At 43.4% G+C, this 24604-nt stretch carries 18 protein-coding genes; 9 read left to right on the forward strand and 9 right to left on the reverse strand.

The window, feature by feature from the left end:
* Positions 1-940 precede the first annotated feature (940 nt).
* Entirely contained in the window at positions 941-1741 is an 801-nt protein-coding gene (trmB, locus tag EI161_RS03520; protein ID WP_192524570.1) for a tRNA (guanosine(46)-N7)-methyltransferase TrmB, read from the reverse strand.
* Between the two features lie 235 nt (positions 1742-1976).
* On the opposite strand from trmB, the gene EI161_RS03525 reads away from it, so the two are divergent.
* A complete protein-coding gene (locus EI161_RS03525; RefSeq protein WP_192524571.1) occupies positions 1977-2906 on the forward strand; it encodes a DUF2628 domain-containing protein in 930 nt (309 codons plus the stop codon).
* A 25-nt stretch (positions 2907-2931) separates the two neighbouring features.
* On the opposite strand, the gene EI161_RS03530 is transcribed toward EI161_RS03525, so the two are convergent.
* The 8 genes from EI161_RS03530 to gmk form a co-directional block, all read right to left on the reverse strand.
* Positions 2932-4818 (reverse strand): monovalent cation:proton antiporter-2 (CPA2) family protein, encoded by a 1887-nt coding sequence (locus EI161_RS03530; protein ID WP_192524572.1) that lies wholly within the window; start codon positions 4816-4818, stop codon positions 2932-2934.
* Between the two features lie 77 nt (positions 4819-4895).
* Positions 4896-5600 (reverse strand): hypothetical protein, encoded by a 705-nt coding sequence (locus EI161_RS03535; RefSeq protein WP_192524573.1) that lies wholly within the window; start codon positions 5598-5600, stop codon positions 4896-4898.
* Between the two features lie 580 nt (positions 5601-6180).
* Complete coding sequence (locus EI161_RS03540) at positions 6181-7371, reverse strand: cation diffusion facilitator family transporter (protein ID WP_192524484.1); 1191 nt, start codon at positions 7369-7371, stop codon at positions 6181-6183.
* 116 nt (positions 7372-7487) lie between these two features.
* Positions 7488-9851, reverse strand: a complete 2364-nt coding sequence (locus EI161_RS03545; protein ID WP_192524483.1) for a primosomal protein N' — start codon at positions 9849-9851, stop codon at positions 7488-7490.
* A gap of 62 nt (positions 9852-9913) precedes the next feature.
* Entirely contained in the window at positions 9914-10294 is a 381-nt protein-coding gene (locus EI161_RS03550) for a RidA family protein (protein ID WP_192524482.1), read from the reverse strand.
* 166 nt (positions 10295-10460) lie between these two features.
* Entirely contained in the window at positions 10461-12659 is a 2199-nt protein-coding gene (locus tag EI161_RS03555; protein WP_192529003.1) for a RelA/SpoT family protein, read from the reverse strand.
* Positions 12660-13108: 449 nt separating this feature from the next.
* The gene (rpoZ, locus tag EI161_RS03560) at positions 13109-13369 is read right to left on the reverse strand and encodes a DNA-directed RNA polymerase subunit omega (protein WP_192524480.1); all 261 of its coding nucleotides are present in this window, start codon (positions 13367-13369) and stop codon (positions 13109-13111) included.
* A 173-nt stretch (positions 13370-13542) separates the two neighbouring features.
* Positions 13543-14169: a guanylate kinase gene (gene gmk, locus EI161_RS03565; protein ID WP_192524479.1), complete on the reverse strand. Its 627-nt coding sequence runs from the start codon at positions 14167-14169 to the stop codon at positions 13543-13545.
* Positions 14170-14483: 314 nt separating this feature from the next.
* Here gmk and ispH point away from each other — a divergent pair, with 314 nt between their 5' ends.
* The 8 genes from ispH to EI161_RS15010 all read left to right on the forward strand — a co-directional run bounded on the left by ispH (position 14484) and on the right by EI161_RS15010 (position 24310).
* Complete coding sequence (gene ispH, locus EI161_RS03570) at positions 14484-15440, forward strand: 4-hydroxy-3-methylbut-2-enyl diphosphate reductase (RefSeq protein WP_192524478.1); 957 nt, start codon at positions 14484-14486, stop codon at positions 15438-15440.
* A gap of 43 nt (positions 15441-15483) precedes the next feature.
* Positions 15484-15729: a hypothetical protein gene (locus tag EI161_RS03575; RefSeq protein WP_192524477.1), complete on the forward strand. Its 246-nt coding sequence runs from the start codon at positions 15484-15486 to the stop codon at positions 15727-15729.
* A gap of 34 nt (positions 15730-15763) precedes the next feature.
* Entirely contained in the window at positions 15764-16579 is an 816-nt protein-coding gene (locus EI161_RS03580; protein ID WP_192524476.1) for a thioesterase family protein, read from the forward strand.
* Positions 16580-17043: 464 nt separating this feature from the next.
* Entirely contained in the window at positions 17044-18576 is a 1533-nt protein-coding gene (locus EI161_RS03585; protein WP_318779360.1) for a catalase, read from the forward strand.
* 353 nt (positions 18577-18929) lie between these two features.
* Positions 18930-20900 (forward strand): molecular chaperone HtpG, encoded by a 1971-nt coding sequence (gene htpG / locus EI161_RS03590; RefSeq protein WP_192524521.1) that lies wholly within the window; start codon positions 18930-18932, stop codon positions 20898-20900.
* Between the two features lie 329 nt (positions 20901-21229).
* Entirely contained in the window at positions 21230-22711 is a 1482-nt protein-coding gene (locus tag EI161_RS03595; protein ID WP_192524520.1) for a C13 family peptidase, read from the forward strand.
* A gap of 86 nt (positions 22712-22797) precedes the next feature.
* Complete coding sequence (fghA, locus tag EI161_RS03600) at positions 22798-23718, forward strand: S-formylglutathione hydrolase (RefSeq protein WP_192529004.1); 921 nt, start codon at positions 22798-22800, stop codon at positions 23716-23718.
* A gap of 373 nt (positions 23719-24091) precedes the next feature.
* Positions 24092-24310, forward strand: coding sequence for a TIGR03643 family protein (locus EI161_RS15010; RefSeq protein WP_318779320.1), 219 nt, complete (start codon positions 24092-24094; stop codon positions 24308-24310).
* Positions 24311-24604 lie beyond the last annotated feature (294 nt).

Below are 24604 nucleotides of genomic sequence, written 5' to 3' on the forward strand. Positions count from 1 at the left end.
TAAATCGCATCAATTATAGTAAGCTACGGTGTTTCGAGTAAATTTGGCGTTATTGGTAATATAAGATTTTAGACAGTGGTATCGGATATATCACCTTACTATACAGTAAAAATAAACAATGAGAAAAGTAAAAATAAGTTCATAATTAGCTGCTATTATGTGAACTTTTGAGCTTATTATGCTGGTCAATCATTCTATGATTTGTAATAGCGCTGTTGAGTAGATAAGGTGATTATAACAAAAACCAAGGGTTAAATAGCGAGTTGGATGACATCATACGACAACCAATGTCGTATGACATATCATCAAGTATTTGTATAAATACTTGATGGCTTAAATGGTAATTTCGGACAGGAGAATGGTGCTGTTTGTCAATAGACTACTAAGTTGTCCACAACAAATAAAAGTATTTTATTTATCAGTTGTGAAACATCGCTAGTTATAAAATAGTTTTGAAAATAATTAAAAAGTAATTATAAATGTTTCTATAGTTGGTTCAAGTATTTGATTTTTAACCACTTTTAAATTGTATAAAAAATGAACGATTTTACCTTACCCTTTAAGCTGCCTAGGGATATTCTTGTCAAGTAGCGACTTATACACAGGGTTATCCACAGCTTATGGGGAGAACTCATGAAGCCCTTATGGTATCAATGCTTGCGCAGATAGTTAATATTTAAGACTGACGCTGTAATACGATTTACACGCTTATATATACAGGCTTTTATCAAAAAGTTGCATGCTGATAACGATGTTTCACGTATAAATAATTTATCAGTTTTTATCATTAAATACTCTCAACACCTCTGCAATAAAGGGTATGGCTGAGATTTTATCAAATATACCTTATGTAAAGTGACAGTTGGTTTATCGGTGAGTACAAAAAAGCGGCTACATAAATGTGCCGCTATAGTAAAATCATAAAATTGTGCTGTCAGTGTCAGTCTTTAATATAGATTAAATCCCATACCCCATGGCCACGCTCTAAACCACGTCGCTCAAACTTAGTCATTGGACGAAAGTCAGGACGGTCGGTAAAGTTGCCCGCACCAGCTTGGTTGGTTAAGCCTGTAAAACCATCTAAAACCTCAACCATCCAAAATGCATAATGCTCCCAGTCAGTGGCAGTATGGAACCAGCCGCCTTGCTTTAAGCTGTGAGTCACGATTGCCATACGTTCGGGACTAACGAAGCGGCGTTTGTAGTGGCGCTTTTTTTGCCAAGGGTCGGGGAAGTAGAGTTGGATGCGATCGATATGGTTTTCTGGTAGCTGTTTGAGCAATTGAATGGCATCACCATTGATGATTTTTACATTGCTCAAATTTTGCGTACCTGCCATATAGGCGCATTTACCAATACCGGGCTCATGAACTTCGACGCCCACAAAGTTACGCTTAGGCTCAGCTGCTGCCATCTCGATAAATGAATCACCGAGACCAAAACCAATCTCCAGAGTAAGTGGGGCATCACTACCGTTAGGAGTATCTGCAAATAGCACGCGCAAGTCATCAATACCATCCAGATTGCCATCACCGAAGCTGTTATTGACAAGGTAATGCGCAAACTCTGGCGCAGTCAGTGCCAGCTCGGCATTTTTATTCATATGCGTGCGCCGTTTCATAAAGGTATTGACGATACGAATATGCTTACTGTCTTCAGTCGCTAACTCACTTTTGGGGCTGTCATTCTCATTAGTGTTGGTGCTATTGACGTTATCATGGATATCAGGATGTTGGTTCATAGGATGGGCAAGGCTTAATAAAATGGGTGGAATACGCTTATTATAGGTGAAATCTATACAGCTGTGAACGAACATTGCTTTTTTAGTGGTTTTAACTTACTCAATCTTTTTAGCATGTATTTTTTATCGTTTAGCAGTTCTATACTTTGTTGTCCTATACAGGGGTTTTGGCGTTATCATATAATAAATATGACGAGGTCATATTTTTTCTTAATAGCAAGTAAGGCTTATCACTATGTTATTTATCGAGACGGATTCGCCGCCCCCTTTTTATCAACAAAAACTGACTGCTACCAGACGTGAACAATTAGATAAATGGTTCATTAGTCATCGTAGTCAGCGTTATTATCTTAAGCGCTTTAAGCAGTTTGATGAGCAAGGCTATCTATCGCCAAAATGGCATTGGGCGGCATTTTTTGTCACCTTTCCTTGGCTGCTCTATCGTAAGCGTTATATGGATGCGATTGTGTATAGTGTGGCAGGCTGGTCATTTATTCAGCTTAACGTTGCCATTGTGCTGGTCACGTTTGAATTTGTAGCGATGTCCTATATACCCGATGCTTATCAAATGGCAGTACGAGTAGGTATCGCTGCGGTGATTTGGCTGTTTTGGTCGTTTATGGTGGCACGCTGGACCGACGCTTATTATTATCGAATGGCGCGACGTGAAATTGCCGATGTTATTGAAGATTATCCGCAAGACGAGGCCAGACAAAAAGCACATTTGCGTCGAGAAGGCGGGGTTAGTTTGTTTGGTTTGGCATTGGGCTTTGGATTTTTCGCCTTTGCTTTAACGGTCATTAAAGTGCAGTTTTTACCTATTATCGCGAAGCCGAAAGCCAATGAGGTGTTATTCAATGCTTATGACATCACCAAAACGACGCAAAACCGTGTGGCTGTGATTTATCAACAGACTGAGCAGTGTCCGGTTGATTTGCCATTTGACATAGAGGATCCGCAGATTAAGGTGCGTATTGATACTCAAGTACCGGGCGTGCCCAAAACAGATTGCGCAGTTGTAGGAACGATTCAGAATGTTAAGTTTCCACTGCGTTATCTCAATGAGCAAACAGTGGTTTTTTATCATGTGAAAGATAGCGATAGCTGGCAGTGCACCAGCTCGTTAAATGAAAAGCTAGCGCCCCCAAATTGTTCAACGGATTGAATTATTCAACGGATTAACAGCTCTTTTAAACTTTGGGGTCGGTAGCGGTAGTGTCTTTTTCATCAACTGGTGTCGCTTGGCTTTTTAGCGCATCATAAAAGTCGCTCAAATCCATTTTACGGGCTTTATCGATATCTTCGTCAAATAAGCTCTCAAGCTCTGCCATCGCGGATTGGGCTGACTCAATCATGCTGGCTTCATCATCATAAATCGCTTGCTGACGTTCAATCAAATCGTCATCGTAGTCACGGAAGGTTTGTACCGTTTCGCGGGCTTTTTCTGGTGAAATTCCGAGCAGCTGTAGTGATTCACGCGACATATCTAGCGATGACAAATAGGTCTCGCGCCAAATATGACGGACGCCCACCTCACGCAGGCGATAGTAATGCTGGCGGTCACGCGCACGAGCTAAGACAATCATGTCTGGGTAGTTTTTACGCAGGTATTGAGCAGTGGTAATAGAGCGCTCTAAATCATCGATGGCGAGAATAAAGACGCGGGCTTTTTTGATACCAGCCGCGCGCAGTATCTCAGGGTTTTTCGGATCGCCATAATAGACTTGGTTACCAAATTTACGGACGAAATCGACGCGATTTGCTGAGCGCTCAATGGCGGTAAACTCGATATTGTGCATACGTAGCACTCGACCAATAATTTGTCCAACGCGCCCAAAACCAGCAATAATTACCTGATGTTCATGGTCTGGAATCGTATCATATTCGCGACTGGGTTTACCTTTAGCAAATAATGGCTCACCAATTTTTTCTAATAACAAAAATGCCAGTGGTGTGAACGCCATAGAAATCGTCACGACAAGATTTAGGGTATTGGCAAGCTCAGGGCGCAAGACGTTCTGCGCTGTAGCCACACTGAATAAAACAAAGGCGAACTCACCACCTTGAGCAAGCGTAACGCCCAGCCGAATACTGGTCGGCCAACGATTACCGGATACTTTTGCAATCGCGGTAAGAACGCCGAATTTAAGAAACATCAGCCCCATCGCACAGCCGATGATAAAAATAGGCTTAGCTAAGATGAGTTTGACATCAGTCAGCATGCCGACCGACATAAAAAACAGCCCTAATAGCAAGCCTTTAAACGGTTCGATACTGGCCTCTAGCTCGTGGCGATACTCAGAATCTGCTAGCAAGACGCCAGTCAAGAATGCCCCTAATGCCATCGATAGACCAATCTGCTCCATCAAGATAGAAACGCCCATGACGATGAATAAAGCCACAGCAGTCAGTAGCTCTGCGGCACCGCTTGAGGCGACAAACTTGAAAAATGGTCTAACAATGTAACGGCTAGAGAAAATCAAACCGGCAAAAACAGCAAAAACTTTACCAAAATAAATCAAATCATAGCTTTGTTCGCGAACGCCTGAAAGGAAGGGGATGATAGCCAATAAGGGAATAACAGCAATGTCTTGGAATAATAAAATAGTAAATGCTTCACGACCATGGGTGCTCGATAATTGTTGCTTTTCAGTCAATATCTGTAGTACAAATGCCGTAGAGGAAAGGGCCAGACCAAAACCAACGATAAAGGCGGTATCGAGTGGCAAGGCAAAAAACTGGTGTGATAGCCACATCAATAGCGTGCCAGTCAATCCGACTTGCAAACCACCTAACACAAATATCGAACGGCGTAGCGCCCAGAGTCGTGAGGGTTGTAGCTCAAGTCCAATAATGAACAGCAGCATGACGACGCCAAACTCAGAAAAATGCAATAAGCTCTCAGCGTCGCCCGCCACATCTAAACCACTAGGGCCCAATATCAAACCAGTGATGAGATAACCTAAGACTGTTGCAATACCAAAGCGCTTGCCCAGTGGTACAAACAGCAGCGCTGCTCCCAAGAAAATCGTAGCTTGTAACATTAAGTTTGGTGAGCCGGCGGCGGCAGCGAGCATCTGGAATCCTTAGCAAGAACAATAAAATAAGCAGTGAAGCAAGATTATAACAATAATAAAAACTATTTTAGCATAGGTTATTTTTTACGATAAATCTTCCACACGCCATTATCTGCTAGCGGATTACGATAAGCATCGTTACGGCGCTTACGAGGTGTCTGCCGACTGTCTACGATTTTAAAGTCGGGCAGAGCATGGACGATAAGCCCAGTACGATAAAAGCGTACTCGTTCAGGCTCTAGCATCTCGCCCTTGTTATCTCGGCAAAAAACATAAGCGCGTAGATCGATAAACTCACGATGGGCGACCAAACGCGCTTCATCATCGTTATCAAACACGGCTGCCATACGCTCAATGTCATCAGCGTTATAATCGCCGCATTTATCTGTGAGTGCACCAACCGAGCCAAAGCTTTTAGATTCTTTAGCACGGGTCTTGGTCAGATGTAGTCTTTGAACATGATAGATAAACTGTGGTATCTCAAGGCTGGCTGGCAGTGGCAGGTAGTCGGGCGGCAGATTGGCAGCGGGATAAAATGCCATCGCCCGCTCAAGCAGGTTATGCCAATGTTGCTGGTATGCTTGGACTTCAGCTAAATTGCCTTCATAAATAGGCATATCACGGATTTGACGTAAGATATCAGGCGGGAATTGCTCATCTCGAAAGCTGGCAATGTCTTCTTGCAGCGTTGACAGCAAAACTTTGGCGTGTTTTTTGCCGTCTTTTGAAGTGGGGTCGTCGATATAGTCTGGGGCGACAAATTGTGCTGAACGTCTAGACATGGCTGAAGGTCATCAATTGGTTATGAGTGAGGCTTTAAGTCTTAAGTATACAGAATTTATATTAAAGATATGGCGGCGAGTCTAAATTTCCCATCATTTTTAACATGCTATTACAATGCTAAAAATCAGCGTGATATAAGCTCATACACAATAAAGTCTTTTTTATTTATCCGAATCTACTTTTTTAAGTGTCATCTGTATCTATAAATAGGCGGCGTGGCATGAGTTATTACAAAATCATTTCTTATAAATAAGCGTTTAGCATTTTTAACCAAATATCATGAAAGGCGTTACTCATTGAAAGTTTTTATTAGAATAATATTGAGAGTTATTGGCGCAGGAGTAGGGCTGATACTTGGGTTGTGGTTGGTTATGGCCTCAAATATGGGGCCTGCTTATCTGCCGCAAGTGATGGATGGTGCCTTAGATTTCTGGATTAGAATAAGTCTATTGGGGGTAGGTCTTGGTATTTGGATAAGCACAGTAGTGTGGTTACTGTGGCTTATAGTATGCTATTTCTATGATTTGGTTAGGCCTGACCCATAATTGATGAGGTTTAGATTTATTATTACCTTATATTTTAATGATTGTGCCCGATATGACTATTGCCCTCAACAGCTTGCTCTGAGATATCACAAACTAGGGCATCACTATGGGTATTGGTTTGCGGATGCGAGGAGCTTTCGACTTGAATCGTGGCATGGTGAATGCCAAGCTCAAGCAGGCTTTGTTCCAGACTGGCAATCAATAAGCTTGATTCGTGGATACTCATTTCACCATCGACCACCACATGGCAAGATAAGGCGTTTAAACCACTGGTAATACTCCAAACATGCAGGTCATGAACTTGCTGCACCTGTGGGTGGGCAAGCAGTTTTTCTTCAACATTGACCAAAGATATGCCTTCTGGCGTACCTTCCATTAAGATATGTACGGAATCACGCACCACGCGGTAACCGCTAAACATGATAAGTATTGCAACAATCACTGATGCTGCCGCATCCGCCCATACCCAACCAAAACTCATCATCAATAGCGCGGCTACAATAGCCGCAACCGAACCCATTAAATCACTCAATACATGCAAGTAGGCACTTTGCATATTGAGATTAACAGGCTGTTTGTTATCCGATGCGTCGCTTGTTAATTTGGCATCATTCGCCTCATGTTTATCTTTATGTGAACCATGATTATGTCCATCGCCACTACGGCTGCCGCGATGCATCAGCCAAGCGACCAAGATATTGACCAGCATGCCGATAGTGGCAACGATGAGCATACCTTGGCTGGCAATCTCTGGCGGTGAATTAAAACGTTTAATCGCCTCATAAAAAATCATTAAAGCAATAATAACCAGCGTCGCACCATTGACGGTCGCGACCAATATCTCAAAACGTTTGTAGCCATAGGTTTTTTGATGGGTGGCTGCTTTTTCGCCGATTTTAAATGCCATCAAGGTAGCGCCAAGTGCGATCGCGTCACTTAGCATATGACCTGCATCGGACAGTAGGGCTAAACTGCCCGTCAATAAGCCTCCAATGGCTTCGACAAACATATAGCCAGTAATAATCAGAAAGCTAAACAATAAGGTGCGTTGATAGCCTTTGGTATCTCGCGGAGCGACTGTTTGTTCTAAATGTTCGTCATGGTCATGATGGGTGTCTGAAGAGTAGTTGTTTTCCTCGTTTTTCTGAACGTGTTGATGCCTATTAGCCGAATCATTCTGCTGAGAAAGGCTGTTTTTTTTAGGTTCTTGATGGTTCTGATTCATAGCAACACTCAGGATGATAGAAAGTGAAATTGACTTTTATAATGGCATTAAACACTGTGAAATGACATATCTCATTCTTAGGGTTTACTTAGCGTTTAATAACTGATCATTAAGAGTTACCAACCGACAGGGTCAATATCTAACGTTAGCTTAAGGTATTTAGCGCTTGGCAGAGCAAGTACGGGTTGCCACCATTGGCTTAATACTTGGTGTAATTGCTGTCGATTCTTACCTAGCAGCAAAAGCTGGGCGTGGTAGCGGCTGTTCTTTTTGCTCATTGGTGCATCGATAGGGCCAAGCACGGCCAAATTATGGCCATTTGGTAGATTAGCAATCGCATCTTTTAGCGCTTGGGTAGTGGCGGCAAGAGTTTTGCCTTCACAGCGTATCAGTGCAGCATGGCTATGAGGAGGTAGCCCCATCATCCTGCGTTCTTGCAGCAATTCGCGAGCAAACGACAGATAACCATCCTTGACCAGCTTTAATAATAATTCATTATCGGGTTGCAACGTTTGAATCAGTACGCGACCTGCCTTGTCTCCCCGTCCTGCACGTCCCGCCACTTGAATCATCAATTGGGCAGTATGTTCAGGCGAGCGAAAGTCAGCGGATAAAAAGCCGCGATCAGCGTTGGGTAAGCAAACCAGCGTGACATTGGGAAAATGATGACCTTTGGCGACCATTTGCGTGCCGACTAATATGGCAGGCGTGCCTTCATTGATACGCTGATAAATATTTTCCCAGCTGTCTTTACGCCTAGTGGTATCGCGATCGATTTGAATAATAGGATACAGCTCTTTACTGGTTTGCGGGTTGGCAAAAATTGCATGCAAGTTTTCGCTGAGCCTTGTGGTACCCATACCTTTGGCATCGAGATTTTGACTGCCACAATCAGGGCAAGCCGTCGGAATATAAGCCTGCCAGTCACAATGATGACATTTTAAATAAGAGTTGCTTGAATAACTGCTCCGCTGAGCTTGGCTGCCATAGTGAACGGTTAAATGCGCATCACAGCGCGGGCAATCTGCCTGCCAACCGCAAGCCTCGCATAATAACACTGGCGCATAGCCGCGACGATTTAAGAATATCAATACCTGATCACCGGCTTCTAGGGTTTGTCGTATCGCCCCGATAAGTGCATCGGTCAGCCCTGTATCATAGCGCGTGCCATTGTCCGTCGTTTGCTGATGGGTGCTTTGCAAGCGTGCATCGATGAGCTGTATGGTTGCAGGCTTTGCATTACCGGGGCGAGTTTGTAATTGACACTCCACCAGCTTACCATCATCGATCAGTTTTAGATGCTCAAGAGACGGGGTGGCGGTGCCAAGCACAACTGGAATATTATATTGCAGGCCTCGGTAAAGCGCGACATCAGCAGCATGATAACGCAGCGTATCTTGCTGCTTGTAAGAGCCATCATGCGCTTCATCAACGACGATGAGCCCTAAGTTTGCAAATGGATAGAGCACTGCTGAGCGCGTACCGATAATGACTTGTGCATGACCAGTGCGGCAATCTTGCCAGCCCTGTAAGCGGTGGGTATTATTCATACCTGAATGTAATAAGACAATATTAGCGGCAAAGCGACTGGCAAACCGCGCGCGTGTTTGCGGTGTCAGTCCAATTTCGGGCACTAGAATTAACACTTGCTTGCCAGCTTCCAATACCGCCTGCATCGCCTGTAGGTAGACTTCGGTCTTACCACTGCCGGTAATGCCATTTAATAAAAACCCTGTATAAGACTCAGATTTATGCGCGGTAACAATAGCCTCAACGGCAAGTTGTTGCTCCTCGTTGAGGTCAAGCGGCATTGTGGCGAGTTTAACAGGGGCTGGCGCTTGCTTTATCTGAATATAGCGCTCAATTAGCCCTTTATCTTCTAGTGTCTTTAAAAAGGTGCGCTGCAACCCTTCTAAAAGCAGTACATCTTCACTCGCGCCGTGTTCACCATGCAGTTTTAACATATCGAACTGCTGTTTTTGCTTTTTTGCATTGGCACGAAAGTCGTCATCAGTGATATGAGGCAAAATTCGCCAATGGGTAATAAGTAAATCTAGCGGTTTGCCCTGACGCACTAAGCTTGGCAAGATAACGGCTAAGACATCGCCGAGAGGATAGTGATAATAACGCGCCAGCCAATGAGCCAGCTTTAACATACTGGCACCTAGAATTGGCTCAGCATCTAAGCATTTATTAATAGGTTTGAGTTTGTTGCGGGGTACGCTACTCTCAGTTTCAGCAATATGAGCGACGACGATACCGATTAACGTTTGGCGACCGAACGATACTTCGACGCGGCTGCCAATTTGCGGTGGCTGTATTGATGTGTCATTCGACAAAGTATTGATATCTGCCGGTAAACTATAATCAAATACCCGATAAAGGGGTACGGGCAACGCAACTTGTACCAACATAAAAGGGCTTCGCAGAATGATTAAGGTAAGATGAAATAAACAGATAGAAACCAATAAGCTTAGCATGATGCTAAGCTTATTATTCTTCAACTTAAAATATTAATATTTACGCAACATCTATAATAGACTTATTCAATATACAAAATAGACTCAATCTCAACCACACCGCCTTTAGGCAATGCTGCTACTTGAACAGCAGCACGAGCAGGATATGGCTCGCTTAAATTGGCCATGAATACTTCGTTTAATGCTGCAAAGTCATTTAAGTCGGTCAATGAGACATTAAATTTAACCACATTCTTCAAGCTACCACCAGCCGCTTCACAGATGGCTTTAATGTTTTCAAATACTTGCTTGGCTTGTGCGTCAAAACCCTCTCTTAACTCCATAGTTTCAGGGTCGAAGCCCAGCTGACCTGAGATATAAACAGTATTACCAACTTTGACGGCTTGTGAATAAGTGCCAACGGCTGCGGGTGCTTTATCAGTTTGAATGGTTTGACGGCTCATATTATATCCTTGTAGTATTTTTGGTGTTTGATGTGCTGACTCTACTTGCTAAGAGGTTAGCAGAAGACTTTAATGCTATTAAAGTTTTATAAAGCTAAAAATTAAATATCCCTGCTTTCACATAATATTTAAGCAGCAGAGACTTTCACGCTTATTCTAACTGAGTTTATAGCTGATATAAACGGATGATATTTGGGAAGCCAAGTAACGAGCGTAGTTCACGAATACCTTTAGCCAGATGATTGCGACTACGAACCACAATATGGATGATCGTATCACTGCTACGCACGTCAACCGTTTCTACCCCCATATTTAACTGGCGCAGATGGTAAATGACCTCACTAATTTGTTCATCACTGAGGGCAATTGACAGCTTTAAATAAGCAGGAAAACGAATTTTGCCGCTGTTTTTTATATCGTTCTCGCCAGCTTCACCTTGTTTGACCGCATTGTCATTGCGCCAACGCAGTTGGATGACTTGATAGGGGTTGTCTTTACGAATCTCGTCTAGTGAGAAGCATTTATGTCGATGGACGACCAGACCGTGGCGGGATAAATGGCCAACGATAGGGTCGCCATAGATAGGGTGACAGCAGTTAGCAAAGTCTAGCTCGACCCCAGAAGTATTCACTATCAGCTGTTGTGGCTGGGTCATGTCATTGCTGTGCTCTTGTGCTTGTAAATCACTGACTTCATCGCTGAACAAGCGTGTCACTATCAGCTGTGGTAGTAGCGTACCAGAGCTTATTTGCTCAAATAGTGCTTCTTTTTCGGTTAGGCCGCGCCATTCGATGAGGTTTTTCCAATCACTATCCGTTAAGTCATCGAGACTTTTTTGATAGGTTTTTAGCGCGCGATCTAGGGCTTGACTGCCGTGATGCTGTTTATCAGCAGTTGATAAGTCTTTAAACCAACGCAGAATCTCTTCACGTGCCTTGTTGGTCACTACAAACCCAAGCCATTCCGCTTTTGGCTCTGAGTGGCTGTTGACTTCGATTTCAACCAATTGACCATTTTTGACCACGGTACCAAGTTTTGCAGGTTTGCCGTCGACACTGGCACCGACCGCGACGTTACCGACCATAGGGCCGACAGCATAAGCAAAGTCTAGCGCAGTAGCCCCTTGTGATAGCTCATAGGCACGGCCTTGCGGGCTGTAGCAAATGATTTTGCTAGAATGTAGATAATCCATTAACTCATTAATGGTAGAGACCGCCGCTGAAAAATCGGGGCTATTTTCATTTAAGCTGTCTTCATCGACCAAGTCTTTCATATTACGTAGTGAGGCTTGAATAACCGACTGGCTAACATCGGAAGCGTGTTCTGCACCAATGACACCAAGCCTTGCCGCGCTTTGCATTTGCTTGGTTAAAATCGTGACTTTGACAAAATCATTATCACGCTCATAGATAAGCGTGAGCGACTGATTGCCGCCAGGTAGTGGCCGGCGAATATTATCAGCGATATGACTGTCATCTATCTGATATTTTTTAATCAAATAATAAGCCAGTTTGTCACAAGCTTCGATGTTATCGAGGACGATTTCAAACGCATAATGGCGGAGCAGCGCATTAATTTCCCCACGATTACGGAAGAATTGACGAAAGATAACCACGCGATTATCTAAGACTTTCACCATGCCATTAAGGTGAAGGTTATTCAAAACAATGCTTAAATAGCGATGGATGGCTTCTCTTTGAAAATTACGCCCAAGCCCGTGTTGTAGCAGCTTATCAGAGATTTTGTTATACATCTCAGAATCAAGGTTACGATAACAGAGCACTTCAATATAATCGGCAATATCATTAAGTCCCATCAGCCGCGCAAATGGCACATAAAAATCTAGTGTCTCTTGAGCGGTGGTGCGCTGTTTTTCGGGGCGTACAGCGTCAAGCGTCGACATATTATGTAGTCGATCGGCAAGCTTAATAATTAATACCCGCGGGTCAGCAAGCGTGGCTGTTAGAATTTTATGAAAAGTAGCGGCTTTATTTTCTTGTTTGTTATGCGTCGATGATTTCAGTTTGGTCACACCGTCGACCAGTCTGGCTACTACTTTGCCGTAACGCTGTTCAATCTGTTCGTCACTGACATCAGTATCTTCAACCGTATCATGTAAAATAGCAGCAATAACGGTATCTCGATCCAAGCGAAAGCCAGCTAGTATTTCGGCGACCGCAATCGGATGGGTGATATAAGGCTCCCCTGATTTACGCTTATCTTTAATATGCGCTTTATCACCGAACTCGCAGGCATCAACAATATCACGACGTTCGGCAGCAGTGAGATAACCGACTGAACGGAGTAAATTATATTGAGCGTCATCGACCAGATGATGACTGAGCTTGGGTAAGGTTTGACTCATAAAGTGACGATCCTGTGTTCCACTAGCTAGCTACTTGACCACTTATAACGATAAGATAAATGGTGACTGAATAGATGCTGATCTACTATTGAAGGGGGATTAAGAGCAAAAATTGGGTAGATCACCCTCTAATTAATCGTAAATTGCATTCAATGTCAACTGCTAAGCGCGCAGGCGCTATAAAATTTTGGAAATTTTAACTCAACGGTAGGTTTTGAGATATAAATGGCGACTAAAACCGTCAATTCAATATCATTATAACTAAAAAAACCACAGCATAGGCTGTGGTCTCTATCGTCAGTCAATATAACAGTCAGTATAACTTTGACCTAAAAGTAGTGTTCAGCTTCAATATAATAAACTCTATCCAAGCGGTTTATTAGAAATTAATTATTAGAAGCTATGTGTTAGAAACTATGTGTTAGAAACTATGTGTTAGAAACTATGTGTTAGAAACTATGATCGCCTGACAAAGCCAAATCTAATGAGCTCGTTGCAAAATTATGCTCTGGCTGGTTTAAAATATCACGGGTGATTTTACCAGCAGCAATTTCACGTAATGCCAATACCGTTGGCTTGTCGTTATCGACATCAACCATAGGCTCAGCGATACCTTTGGCTAACTGACGGGCGCGTTTGCTTGCGACCAAAACCAGCTCAAAGCGATTATCAACATTATCCAAACAATCTTCAATCGTCACTCGTGCCATAAATAGCTACCTCGGTTGTTTTTATTAGCGACGGAACTTGCCCGCCACTCAATAAAAATAATATCAAAAATATAAAGGGGGATAGCGACATATTATAGCATTTTTTGCTCAGTCGCGTAGTTGCTTTTTATATCTAACGCTTAATTGAGCCATAATGTCTTTTGGCACACCGCTTACTCTTCTGTTTTAGCATGTAGCAAGTTGGTAATCGTGCGATGATAACGCTGCTGTTGACGACTTAAGGTCTGTCTATCTGCCACGATGATGGCTTTTAATTCCGTCAAAGCGACTTCAAAATTATCATTAATAATGACAAAATCAAAATGTACGTATTGCGCCATTTCAGTCACTGCACCAGCCAAACGTTGCTCGATGACCTCGATAGTATCTTGCCCACGCGTCGATAAGCGTTGACGTAAGGTGGCAAGACTTGGCGGTAAAATAAAAACCATCGTCGCTTCAGTAAATATTTTTTTGACTTGTAGTGCACCCTGCCAATCAATCTCTAAAATCACATCGACACCTGCGTCCAGCTGCGCCCGCACGCTTTGTTCTGAGGTGCCATAATAATTATTAAACACCTCAGCGTGTTCTAAAAATTGACCAGCACCGATAGCTGTCACAAAGCTATCGACATCGGTAAAATGATAGTGATGGCCGTCAATCTCGCCTGGACGCGGCGCTCGGGTAGTGTGTGAGATACTGACGGTCAAGTCATTGGTCGTGGCAAGTAGCTGCTTTACCAGTGAGGTCTTGCCCGTACCTGAAGCGGCAGTGATAATAAATAATGAACCTGTCATACAGTTTGTCCTAAAGGCTGGTAAAAATAAAAAATACCATCATGTATGGTAGTAGAAATCGTAATCGATACCTCATTATAAACTGCTTTAAAAGCAAATTATGCTAAAGTAGGGTATCGATTTTATCCCAACTTTTGAATTAAAGCTTTTGATCCCAATATTTTGTATGGTTGATTCAATATAATTTGGATACAAGGAAGGCGAGTGCAAGTACTACAACTGGTAGACTAAGCGAGCCTGACACCGTATCCGATTGATATAGGATTGGCTATATCTAAGCTTTGATTGTAAATTATCTAATGATAGGCCTTCTTATGCAAATTTATCTTGCCAATCCACGTGGGTTTTGTGCTGGTGTGGATCGCGCGATTGCGATTGTCAACGAAGCATTGACACGTTTTGAGCCACCCATTTATGTTCGTCATGAAGTGGTCCATAACAAGTTTGTGGTTTCTGATTTGGCCAATCGCGGCGCGGTATTTGTCGAAGAGCTGCATGAAGTGCCCGATGGTTCGATTGTTATTTTCTCCGCTCATGGCGTCTCAAAAGCTGTTGAAGATGAGGCAGAACGCCGTGATTTAACGGTGTTTGATGCCACTTGTCCTTTGGTGACTAAAGTACATATCGAAGTCGCTAAGTTTGCGCAAGATGGAATGGATGCGGTATTGATTGGACATGCTGGGCACCCTGAAGTAGAAGGTACGATGGGGCGCTTTAACCGTCGTCATGGTGGGCAGATACATTTGGTCGAAAACGAAGCCGATGTTGAAGTATTGAACGTACAAAATGCGGAGCATTTGGCCTTTGTCACGCAAACCACTTTATCCATGGATGACACCGCGCGCGTCATCGATGCCCTGCGTGAAAAGTTCCCCAGCATTCAAGGTCCGCGTAAAGACGATATCTGTTATGCCACCCAAAACCGCCAAGACGCGGTAAAAGATTTAGCCAGCCGCTGTGAAGTAGTGTTAGTAGTCGGTTCGCCAAACTCATCAAACTCCAATCGTCTGCGCGAGCTAGCAGAGCGTATGAATTGCCGTGCCTATTTAATCGACAATGCTAATGAAATGAACAGCAGTTGGTTAGACGGGGTGCAGAGTATTGGTGTAACGGCTGGCGCGTCAGCGCCTGAAGTGCTGATTCAAGAAGTGCTACAACAGCTACAGGATTGGGGCGGTGAATTGCCGAGCGAGCTGTCAGGGATTGAAGAAAATGTAACTTTTAGTCTGCCCAAAGCATTGCGGATTCCAGTAACCCAAGTTGGCAAGTAAGAATAAGCGTGCTTTGTACAGCGCATTAATTAGGTAAAGCCGAATGAAAAAACAGAAAAAAAGATTTGTACTGGCAGAGGCCACTGTTGATGAGATTAATAAACAATTGAAAGTCAATATGTTTGTGATTGTAGTGTTGGTATTCATGCTTTTTCTTAATATAGTGCAATTTATGAACAGTTACAGTCTTTTAATAGGTGGGCTCATTATTGTTGGGGTTATTCTATTATTTGTAATGGCTAAGAGCCGTACATTGCTTAATATGAGAAAGCAAACGCTTACCCAGTAAACGATAACAAGTACACAATAAAAAAAGGATAGTTATGTCAGCTTATTACAACTTTATAAAACGCGAACAACAAGAAGATGGCAGTAGCGTAGCGCACTATCAGCCCACCCAACATGCACAAGGCGCGTGGAATGAGCATGAGCAACATATGGCGCCAGCGACAGGCATACTCACCGCTGAGTTAAAAGGTTTTGTGCCACAAGCGAACATGCGCATTGCGCGTATTAGCCTAGATATTTTAGGGTTGATACCGCTTGATGATTTCACGATTACCACGCGCTGTATTCGTCCGGGTAAGACCATTGAGCTGATTGAGGCAGTCATGAGTAGTCGTGGCCGCGACGCCATTATTGCTCGTGCTTGGCGACTGATGACCCAAGATACCAGCGCGATTGCGGGGCTTGAGGATAAAAAATCCGTATATAAACCTGAAGATTTGCCAGCTTGGGAGGATATGAAAGGCTGGCCAGGCGGTTTTATTGAAAGCGTGCGTTTTGTGGCAGAACCAAACCGCCGCTCAGGTTGCGGTATGGTATGGGTAACCAATGATGTCGACATGATAGAAGGCGAGCCTACCGATGATATGGTACATCTATTGGGCATGGCTGATACCGCTAATGGCATCGTGCCACGCGTCGGTCTTGGTTTATCAAACTTAGAATGGATGTTCCCTAATACCGATTTGCAAATTCATATGCATCGTGCACCACAAGGGCGTTGGCTAGGTATTGAAGCCGTACAACAATACGGCGCTGATGGAATAGGGTTGACCAGTGCCGTATTGCATGATGAGCATGGACCTTTTGGTCGCAGTGAGCAGATTTTAACCATCCGTCCGATGCCGCGTTAATGCTAAGACCTATTGAGTAGGCAGCTCTTATTGTACTATCAAAATTGTCTTATCAAAAACCACCCTATGAATAAAACCTATAGTCAGTGAGAAGTAATATCGCTATATCACGTACTGCAGGTACCGTTTTTTCTTGCTTGCTGTGCCTACGCAGACAGAGGCTGCAAAAAAACTATACCCGCAGTATCGTAGCGTTTTTAAAGTATTTTAACTATTGTGGATAAGTTGAAAAACTAGTAATTCTGAAAAACAAAACGAAAGCATGTGATTAATTTATTATACAAATTGATGCTAATCAGTTGTAATAGCAATCAACAAGGCAACGATATTGCACTGACAGGTTATTATGCATAAAAACAGCCGTTTTTCAGAAAAAATGACAACTATTCTGGAGCTATTAATAGAAGCGTATTCAGAATAGAATTTATACTTTAATCCATTTGTTATTCAAAGGAGTATGATTTATGAGCAATGATATGAGCGATAAAAAATGTCCTTACGCACCGACCCAATTAACGATGGGAAATGGCGCACCAGTTGCCGATAATCAAAATAGTCTCACCGCCGGCAAGCGTGGACCATTATTGGCGCAAGATATTTGGCTTAATGAAAAACTAGGTAATTTCGTTCGTGAAGTGATTCCAGAACGCCGTATGCATGCCAAAGGCTCAGGTGCATTCGGTACGTTTACCGTGACTCATGATATTAGCAAATATACCCGCGCTGATATCTTTAATGAAGTGGGTAAGCAGACTGAAATGTTTGCGCGCTTTAGTACAGTAGCGGGCGAGCGCGGTGCTGCTGATGCCGAGCGTGATATTCGCGGTTTTGCGCTAAAGTTTTATACCGAAGAAGGTAACTGGGATATGGTGGGTAATAATACGCCGGTGTTCTTTTTACGTGACCCACGCAAATTCCCAGATTTGAACAAAGCGGTCAAACGTGATCCACGTACCAATATGCGCTCGGCGACCAATAACTGGGATTTTTGGACTTTGCTGCCAGAAGCATTCCATCAAGTGACCATCGTCATGAGTGATCGCGGTATTCCTGCCTCATTTAGAAATATGCATGGCTTTGGTTCACATACTTATAGCTTTTGGAATACAGATAATGAGCGTTTTTGGGTCAAATTCCATTTCCGTACTCAACAAGGTATTAAAAACTTAACCGACGCAGAAGCGGCAGAAGTAGTCGGTATGAACCGCGAAAGCAATCAAGAAGACTTGTATCAAGCGATAGAAAATGGCGATTTTCCTAAGTGGAAAATGTATGTGCAAATCATGCCAGAAGCTGAGGCTGATAGCGTTCCTTATCATCCATTTGATTTGACCAAGGTATGGCCAAAAGGCGACTATCCACTGATTGAAGTCGGTGAGTTTGAATTGAATAAAAATTCTGACAACTACTTTGCCGATGTTGAGCAAGCGGCATTTGCCCCAAGTAACTTGGTGCCAGGCATCAGCGTTTCTCCTGATAAAATGCTACAAAACCGCTTGGTGAATTACGCCGATGCCCAGCGCTACCGTGTTGGTGTCAATCATCAGCAAATCCCTGTGAATAAGCCGCGTTGCCCTGTGATGAGCAATCATCGTGATGGTCAAGGCCGTGTTGATGACAATTATGGTGGCCGTCCGCACTATGAGCCCAATAGCTTTAGCCAGTGGCAAGAGCAACCTGACTATGCTGAGCCGCCATTAAAGATTAATGGTGATGCGGCGTACTATGATTTCCGTGAAGACGATAGCGATTATTTCAGCCAACCGCGCGCGCTCTTTAACTTAATGAGTGCTGAGCAGCAACAGGTGCTGTTTGAAAACACGGCTGGCAACTTGTCGGGTGTGCCTGACTTTATTCAGTATCGTCATATTCGCAACTGCAACTGGTGTGAACCTGCTTACGGCGCAGGCGTGGCCAAAGCCTTAGGTGTAACCGTAGAAGAGGCTATGGCTGCCCGCGAAACTGATCCAGCTGGTCATTTACCTAGCTGCTTATAATTTATAAATTTTATAAGACTGTCTCTATTAAAAACTTATTTTTGTCAAAAAACACCGTTCTAGAAAACTAGAGCGGTGTTTTTGATTGAATTATGTCTTTGATCTTGAAATTTTCTGCTACGCCCCTATTAGTATAAACAGCTTAGCGGTATTCAAAATGATACCAAACCCAAAAAGTACGATTAGCTGTGTCAAACTCGCTTAGTCTACCGTGCGTAGTACTTGCACTTGTTTTCCTTGCTATTCTAATTTTTGTGAATGGTATTACGCTTCTCTGATATTTATTAGAGTAAGTTTGGTTTGATTGCTGTTATTTTATAATAAGTTTCTAATACAAATTGACGGAGTTTTTTATGAGTGAACAGACCCAAGTGGATGGTAAAAACCCTGAATTAAAAAAACATACCTTTGAAGCTGAAGTGGCGCAACTACTGCATTTAGTGACGCATTCGCTATATTCTAATGCCGATATCTTCGTGCGTGAGCTGGTCTCTAACGCCTCGGATGCTTGCGATAAACTGCGCTTTGAAGCGACCAATGATGACAGTCTTTATGAAAACGATGGCGAGTTAAAAATTCGCATTGCCGTCGATGAAGACGCCAAAACCATTACCTTTACCGATAATGGCATTGGAATGAATGAAACCGATGCGATCGAAAACCTAGGCACGATTGCCAAATCTGGTACCAAAGCATTCTTAGACAAATTGTCTGAATCACAAAAGCAAGATGGTCAATTAATCGGCCAGTTCGGGGTTGGTTTCTACTCCGGGTTTATCGTTGCTGATACCATTAGCGTTGAATCACGCAAAGCGGGCGAGCCTGCCGATAAAGGCGTGCGCTGGGTATCAGACGGCACAGGCAGCTTTACCGTTGAGCCTATCAGCAAAGACACGCGCGGCACTGCCATTACCTTGCATCTAAAAGAAGAGTATTCTGCAGGCGAAGACAGCTATCTCGATCGCGGCAAAATCAAGGGCTTAGTCAATAAATATTCAGATCACATCAGCTTACCGATTCAGATGCGTAAAGAGGTTTGGCAAGAAGATGAGGCTGAGGAAGGCGACGACGCTGAAAATGCCGCACCAGCTAACGGTCAAATGGTTCTGACTGACGAATGGGAAACCATTAACAAAGCCAGCGCACTATGGACACGTTCAGCATCTGAGATCGAAGATGACGAATATATCGACTTTTATAAAAACATTAGCTATGACATGGACGCGCCGCTCACATGGACCCATAACCGTGTAGAAGGCCGTGTACAGTATACTCAGCTGTTATATATCCCTACAAAAGCACCTGCCGATTTATATACTCGTGAGCAGCAACATGGTTTGAAATTATACGTCAAACGCGTCTTTATTATGGATGAAGCTGAGCAATTATTGCCGATGTACTTGCGCTTTGTAAAAGGGGTGATTGATTCCGCCGACTTGCCATTGAACGTCAGCCGTGAGCTATTACAAGAATCACGTGATGTGAAATCTATCCGCGATGGTAACGCCCGTCGTACTTTAACCTTGCTAGCAAGCCTTGCCAATAGCGAAGACAGCGACAAGCAAGAAAAGTTCGCCCAGTTTTATAGCGAGTTTGGCGATGTCATCAAAGAAGGTCTAGGCGAAGACATGGGCAATCAAGAACGTATTGCCAAACTGCTTCGTTATGCAACCAGCACTCAAGATGGCGAAACAACCAGCTTTGAAGACTACAAAGGTCGTATGAAAGAAGGGCAAAAAGCCATCTATTATCTAACCGCTGATAATCTAGCGGCAGCAAAGAATAGTCCGCAACTTGAGCTGTTCAAAAAGAAAGGCATCGAAGTTATCCTGATGACCAGCCGTGTCGATGAATGGGCGATGAACTTTTTAACCTCATTCGATGAGACACCACTGCAAAACATCGCCAAAGGTGCGGTAGACTTGGGCGACTTGCAAGACGAAGAAGAGAAAGCAGAAGCTACAAAAGCTGAAGAGACACTAAAACCAGTGGTGGATAAACTCAAAACGGCTTTAGGTGAACGCGCCAAAGACGTGAAGGTATCGACGCGTTTGGTTGATAGTCCTGCCTGCTTGGTCGTTGGTGAAGGTGAGCTGTCGCCACAAATGATTCAGATGCTGAAACAAATGGGTCAAGATGTACCAGAAAGCAAGCCCACGCTTGAGGTCAACCCAGATCATCCACTGATTAAAAAGCTTGAAAGTAGCGAGCAGTTCGATGATTTGGCTCAAGTAATTTTTGACCAAGCGTTGCTAGCAGATGGTGGTCAATTGGAAGATCCTGCTGCTTATCTTAAGCGCGTTAATGAGTTGTTGATGAGATAATATTCAACACGCCCTAGTATTTAATAAAAAAGGAGGTCTTTAGTCTAAGGCCTCCTTTTTTTATAGGTTTAAGAGGGTTTTTTAAGTGAATTTTACAAATCAGCCTTATCCTCTTGACCGACAATCCGTTACAATCGCGATAGATTAGCGGGCTAAACTATTAAATCGTACTTCTCGCTTTTCAACCCTATTTTATCGTGAATTAATTACAATATTTATATCAATATGCCTTATAAAAATGTTCATCTAAGACATAAAAAAGTACTGATATCGAAATATTTTATCATTGATTTACTTTATTTCTATCGACTGGCTAGAGGTCTAAGTCTTTGTCACTTGCGTCGTTAAAAACTGTATCGCTTCAGCGTTTTTCGCTCAATTTCGCTGCCAATATCATTGCAACCTTATGGATGCTGGTCGGATCGACGCGTGCATTTTCTTGGGTCAAGCCCACCTTTATTCAGTTTGCTGTCTTTGCATTATTAGCACTCGGTAGTAATGTGCTGTTTTCTTTTTTGGCTGCTGAACACGGCAGCATCTTTAATGAGCAAGGATTGGTCAGCTATTTAATCTGGCCAATGATTATTCTATTGGGCGGTATTATTTTGGCACGGCGCGCGGGCAATCAAGCGCTGGTTTTTGTGCCCGTAGTACTGTGGTTAGTCGCCGATACATTATCGGCATTGCTACAAAGCTTGGTACAGTTTTTAGGTAGTTATGGTTGGTTGCCGGGCTGGAGCTATTCGTTTTTACCTATCCTGTTCCTCGTGCTGTTCTTATGGCAGACCTTAGCACTATTATGGATATTTTTCCGTCGCCTGCGTATCTCATGGTGGGAGCGGGTGATTGTATTGATAGGTGCGGTGGCACTGTTGACAATCTGGCAGCGTAATGTCGCTGATCAGCCAATTTTTAAGCAGATTCCTGTAGAGTCTGTATTAGAGGAGGCGGCACTGTATGAGCAGCCGCGTCTGCTACAGCAAGCATTAAATAGCATTGATTCGAGTACCGATGGCAAGACCGATTGGTATTTTATGGGTGTTGCTGGCTTCTCTGATCAAAACGTTTTTCGTTCTGAAATTAATAAAGTACGTGAATTGTTTGATGTGCGTTTTGGCACCAGTGGGCGCTCTTTAGCATTGATTAACAATACTTATAGCTGGCTTGATGAGCCAGTCGCCACCAAGACCAGTGTTTTACGAGGTTTAAAACGCATTGGTCAGCAGATGAATGCCGATGAAGATGTATTGATGCTGACGCTATCCTCACACGGTAATGAAGATATCATTCAATTGGCAAATCCTCCGCTTGCAATGGAAAATTTGGATGCCGCATGGCTACGTGAAGCGTTAGATGCGTCAGGTGTCCGCTGGCGAGTGATCGTGGTTTCAGCCTGTTATTCAGGCTCATTTATCGACGAATTGGCGTCTCCAACCACAGTAATAATTACGGCTTCAGCCGCTGATAAAATGTCGTTTGGCTGTACCAATACCGCGGAGATGACCTATTTTGGTCAGGCATTTTTTGCAGAGAGCTTACGTGAAAACACCAGTTTTTCTGCCGCTTTTAAAGATGCCGCTTATCGAGTACAAGAGCGCGAGCTTTACATGGGTTTTGAGCCCTCAGAGCCGCAAATGGTTATCGGTAGTTTAATGGAAACAGCCCTGCCAGCGTTTGAGCAAGTGTTATTTGATAAAACTCTACCATCAGTCGCCAGCATCAAGAACGATACTGCTTCTACCTCTGCCTCTATTAATATTGGTCCCGATACGGACTCAAAGGCTTCTATAGATATCGATAGCACCCCCTAAGAGTTTCTTAACCATAGATGTTTCCCAATCGCAGGTATCTCTTATGAGCCGTCGTGTATTTTATTTAGATAAAAGGAATGTCACTTATGAATAATTCTTATAATCACAGTTTGTCTGCCAGTAGCCAACTGACACAAAAAAGTGTCAATCGCTGCTTTGATGGTGAACAGCATTATTATAGCCACGAGTCGACCTCTACTAAGACGCCAATGACCTTTAGTGTTTATCTGCCAGATGAGGCGCTCGCTGGTCGTCGCTGTCCTGCGATTTTATACTTATCAGGTCTCACTTGTAATGCCGACAACGTCACTCATAAAGCGCATTTTCAGCAGAAATGTAGTGAGCTTGGTGTCATATTTATTGCCCCTGATACTTCTCCTAGAAGTGCTGGTGACAGTGATAGCAATGACAGCGGTAATAATAGCCATGACGTGCCCAATGACGAACGCTATTTTGTTGGGCAGGGTGCCAGCTATTATGTCGATACGACGCAAGCGCCTTGGGCAGAAAACTTTAATATGCAGAGTTACATCGTCGATGAATTATATGATTTGCTACGTTCAGAGTTCCCGATTGATACTATCGGTATCACAGGGCATTCGATGGGTGGTCATGGAGCACTATTATTGGGCTTTAAATTCCCAAGTAAATTTGTCAGCGTTTCAGCGCTATCACCAGTATGCGCTGCCAGTGAGTCAGCTTGGGGGCAGGCCGCCTATACAGAATACTTCGGCGATGATAAGTCGCTATGGTCGCAAGCAGATGCCTCGAAAGTGATTGAAACAGTCGGTCAGCAGTATTCGAGCATTTTGGTCGACCAAGGCGCTGCTGACAACTTCTTAGCAGAAGGACAGTTGCAAACATCCAAACTACAACAAGCTTGTGAAAAGGCCAAGCAGCCCTTAACATTACGTTATCAGGCGGGACACGACCACAGCTATTATTTTATCCAAACCGTGATTGGCGATCATATCGAATATCACTGGCGTATGGCGCAGATAAGCTAAAACCATTATATAAGCTGACAGCCTGATAGATAAACTGACAGACGGTTACGCTGATTGTCCAACCACGCTTATTTTTTGGTATAAAATAAAGCTTAGTGGGAAAGAGATTGGTTGGAAACCGTTTGTCATATTTAAAGGTAAGACTTTTATGATAAGTAATTTGACAGCGCAAGTAAGTACTGGTTCAACTCACAGAGCGCAAGCGACTCAATCATCGCTTAACACTATGCAGGCTGATATGACTGCGGCTTTAAAAAATAAGCAGCAAAATAGTATGGCGCAACAAGGTAACTCAAAGTCAGAGGCTACTCACGAAAAATCAACTCAGGCAACTACTGATAGATCGCTCGATGCCGCGCAACTATCAAGAGTAATCGAGATGGCGTGGGAAGACAGAACGCCGTTTGACGCGATAGAGCATAGCTATGGTTTCAATGAGTCTGGGGTTATCAAGCTTATGCGTCAGCAGCTAAAGCCATCATCTTTCCGCTTATGGCGTCAGCGTGTCACTAGCCGTGCCACCAAACATCAAGCCAAACGAAGTTTTGATGTCGGCCGCGCTTATTGTAAAACCCAGTATAAGCCGCGCTAGTTGTTTAAGCTTAGTTGTTTAGGTCTGGTTATTTAAACATAGCATTAGCACGTTATAATATTGGTATTTCTCTTATTTAGGACTGACTATCCTATTATCGTATGGCTTTTATTTAGAACTGACTATGGTGTCGGCACTAACGATAAATCTACTTTTATTAACTCTTCTTAGATTAACACATGAAGTGCAATACCAAATGTGAGGTGAAAAAAAGACCTAGATGCGCTAGCATCAAAGTTTTTATCCACCGACCAAAGTGAGATTGCAACCATGAACTATACACATCTAAGCCTA

It is taken from the genome of Psychrobacter sp. FME5 (genome assembly GCF_014861375.1).
GTDB lineage: Bacteria > Pseudomonadota > Gammaproteobacteria > Pseudomonadales > Moraxellaceae > Psychrobacter.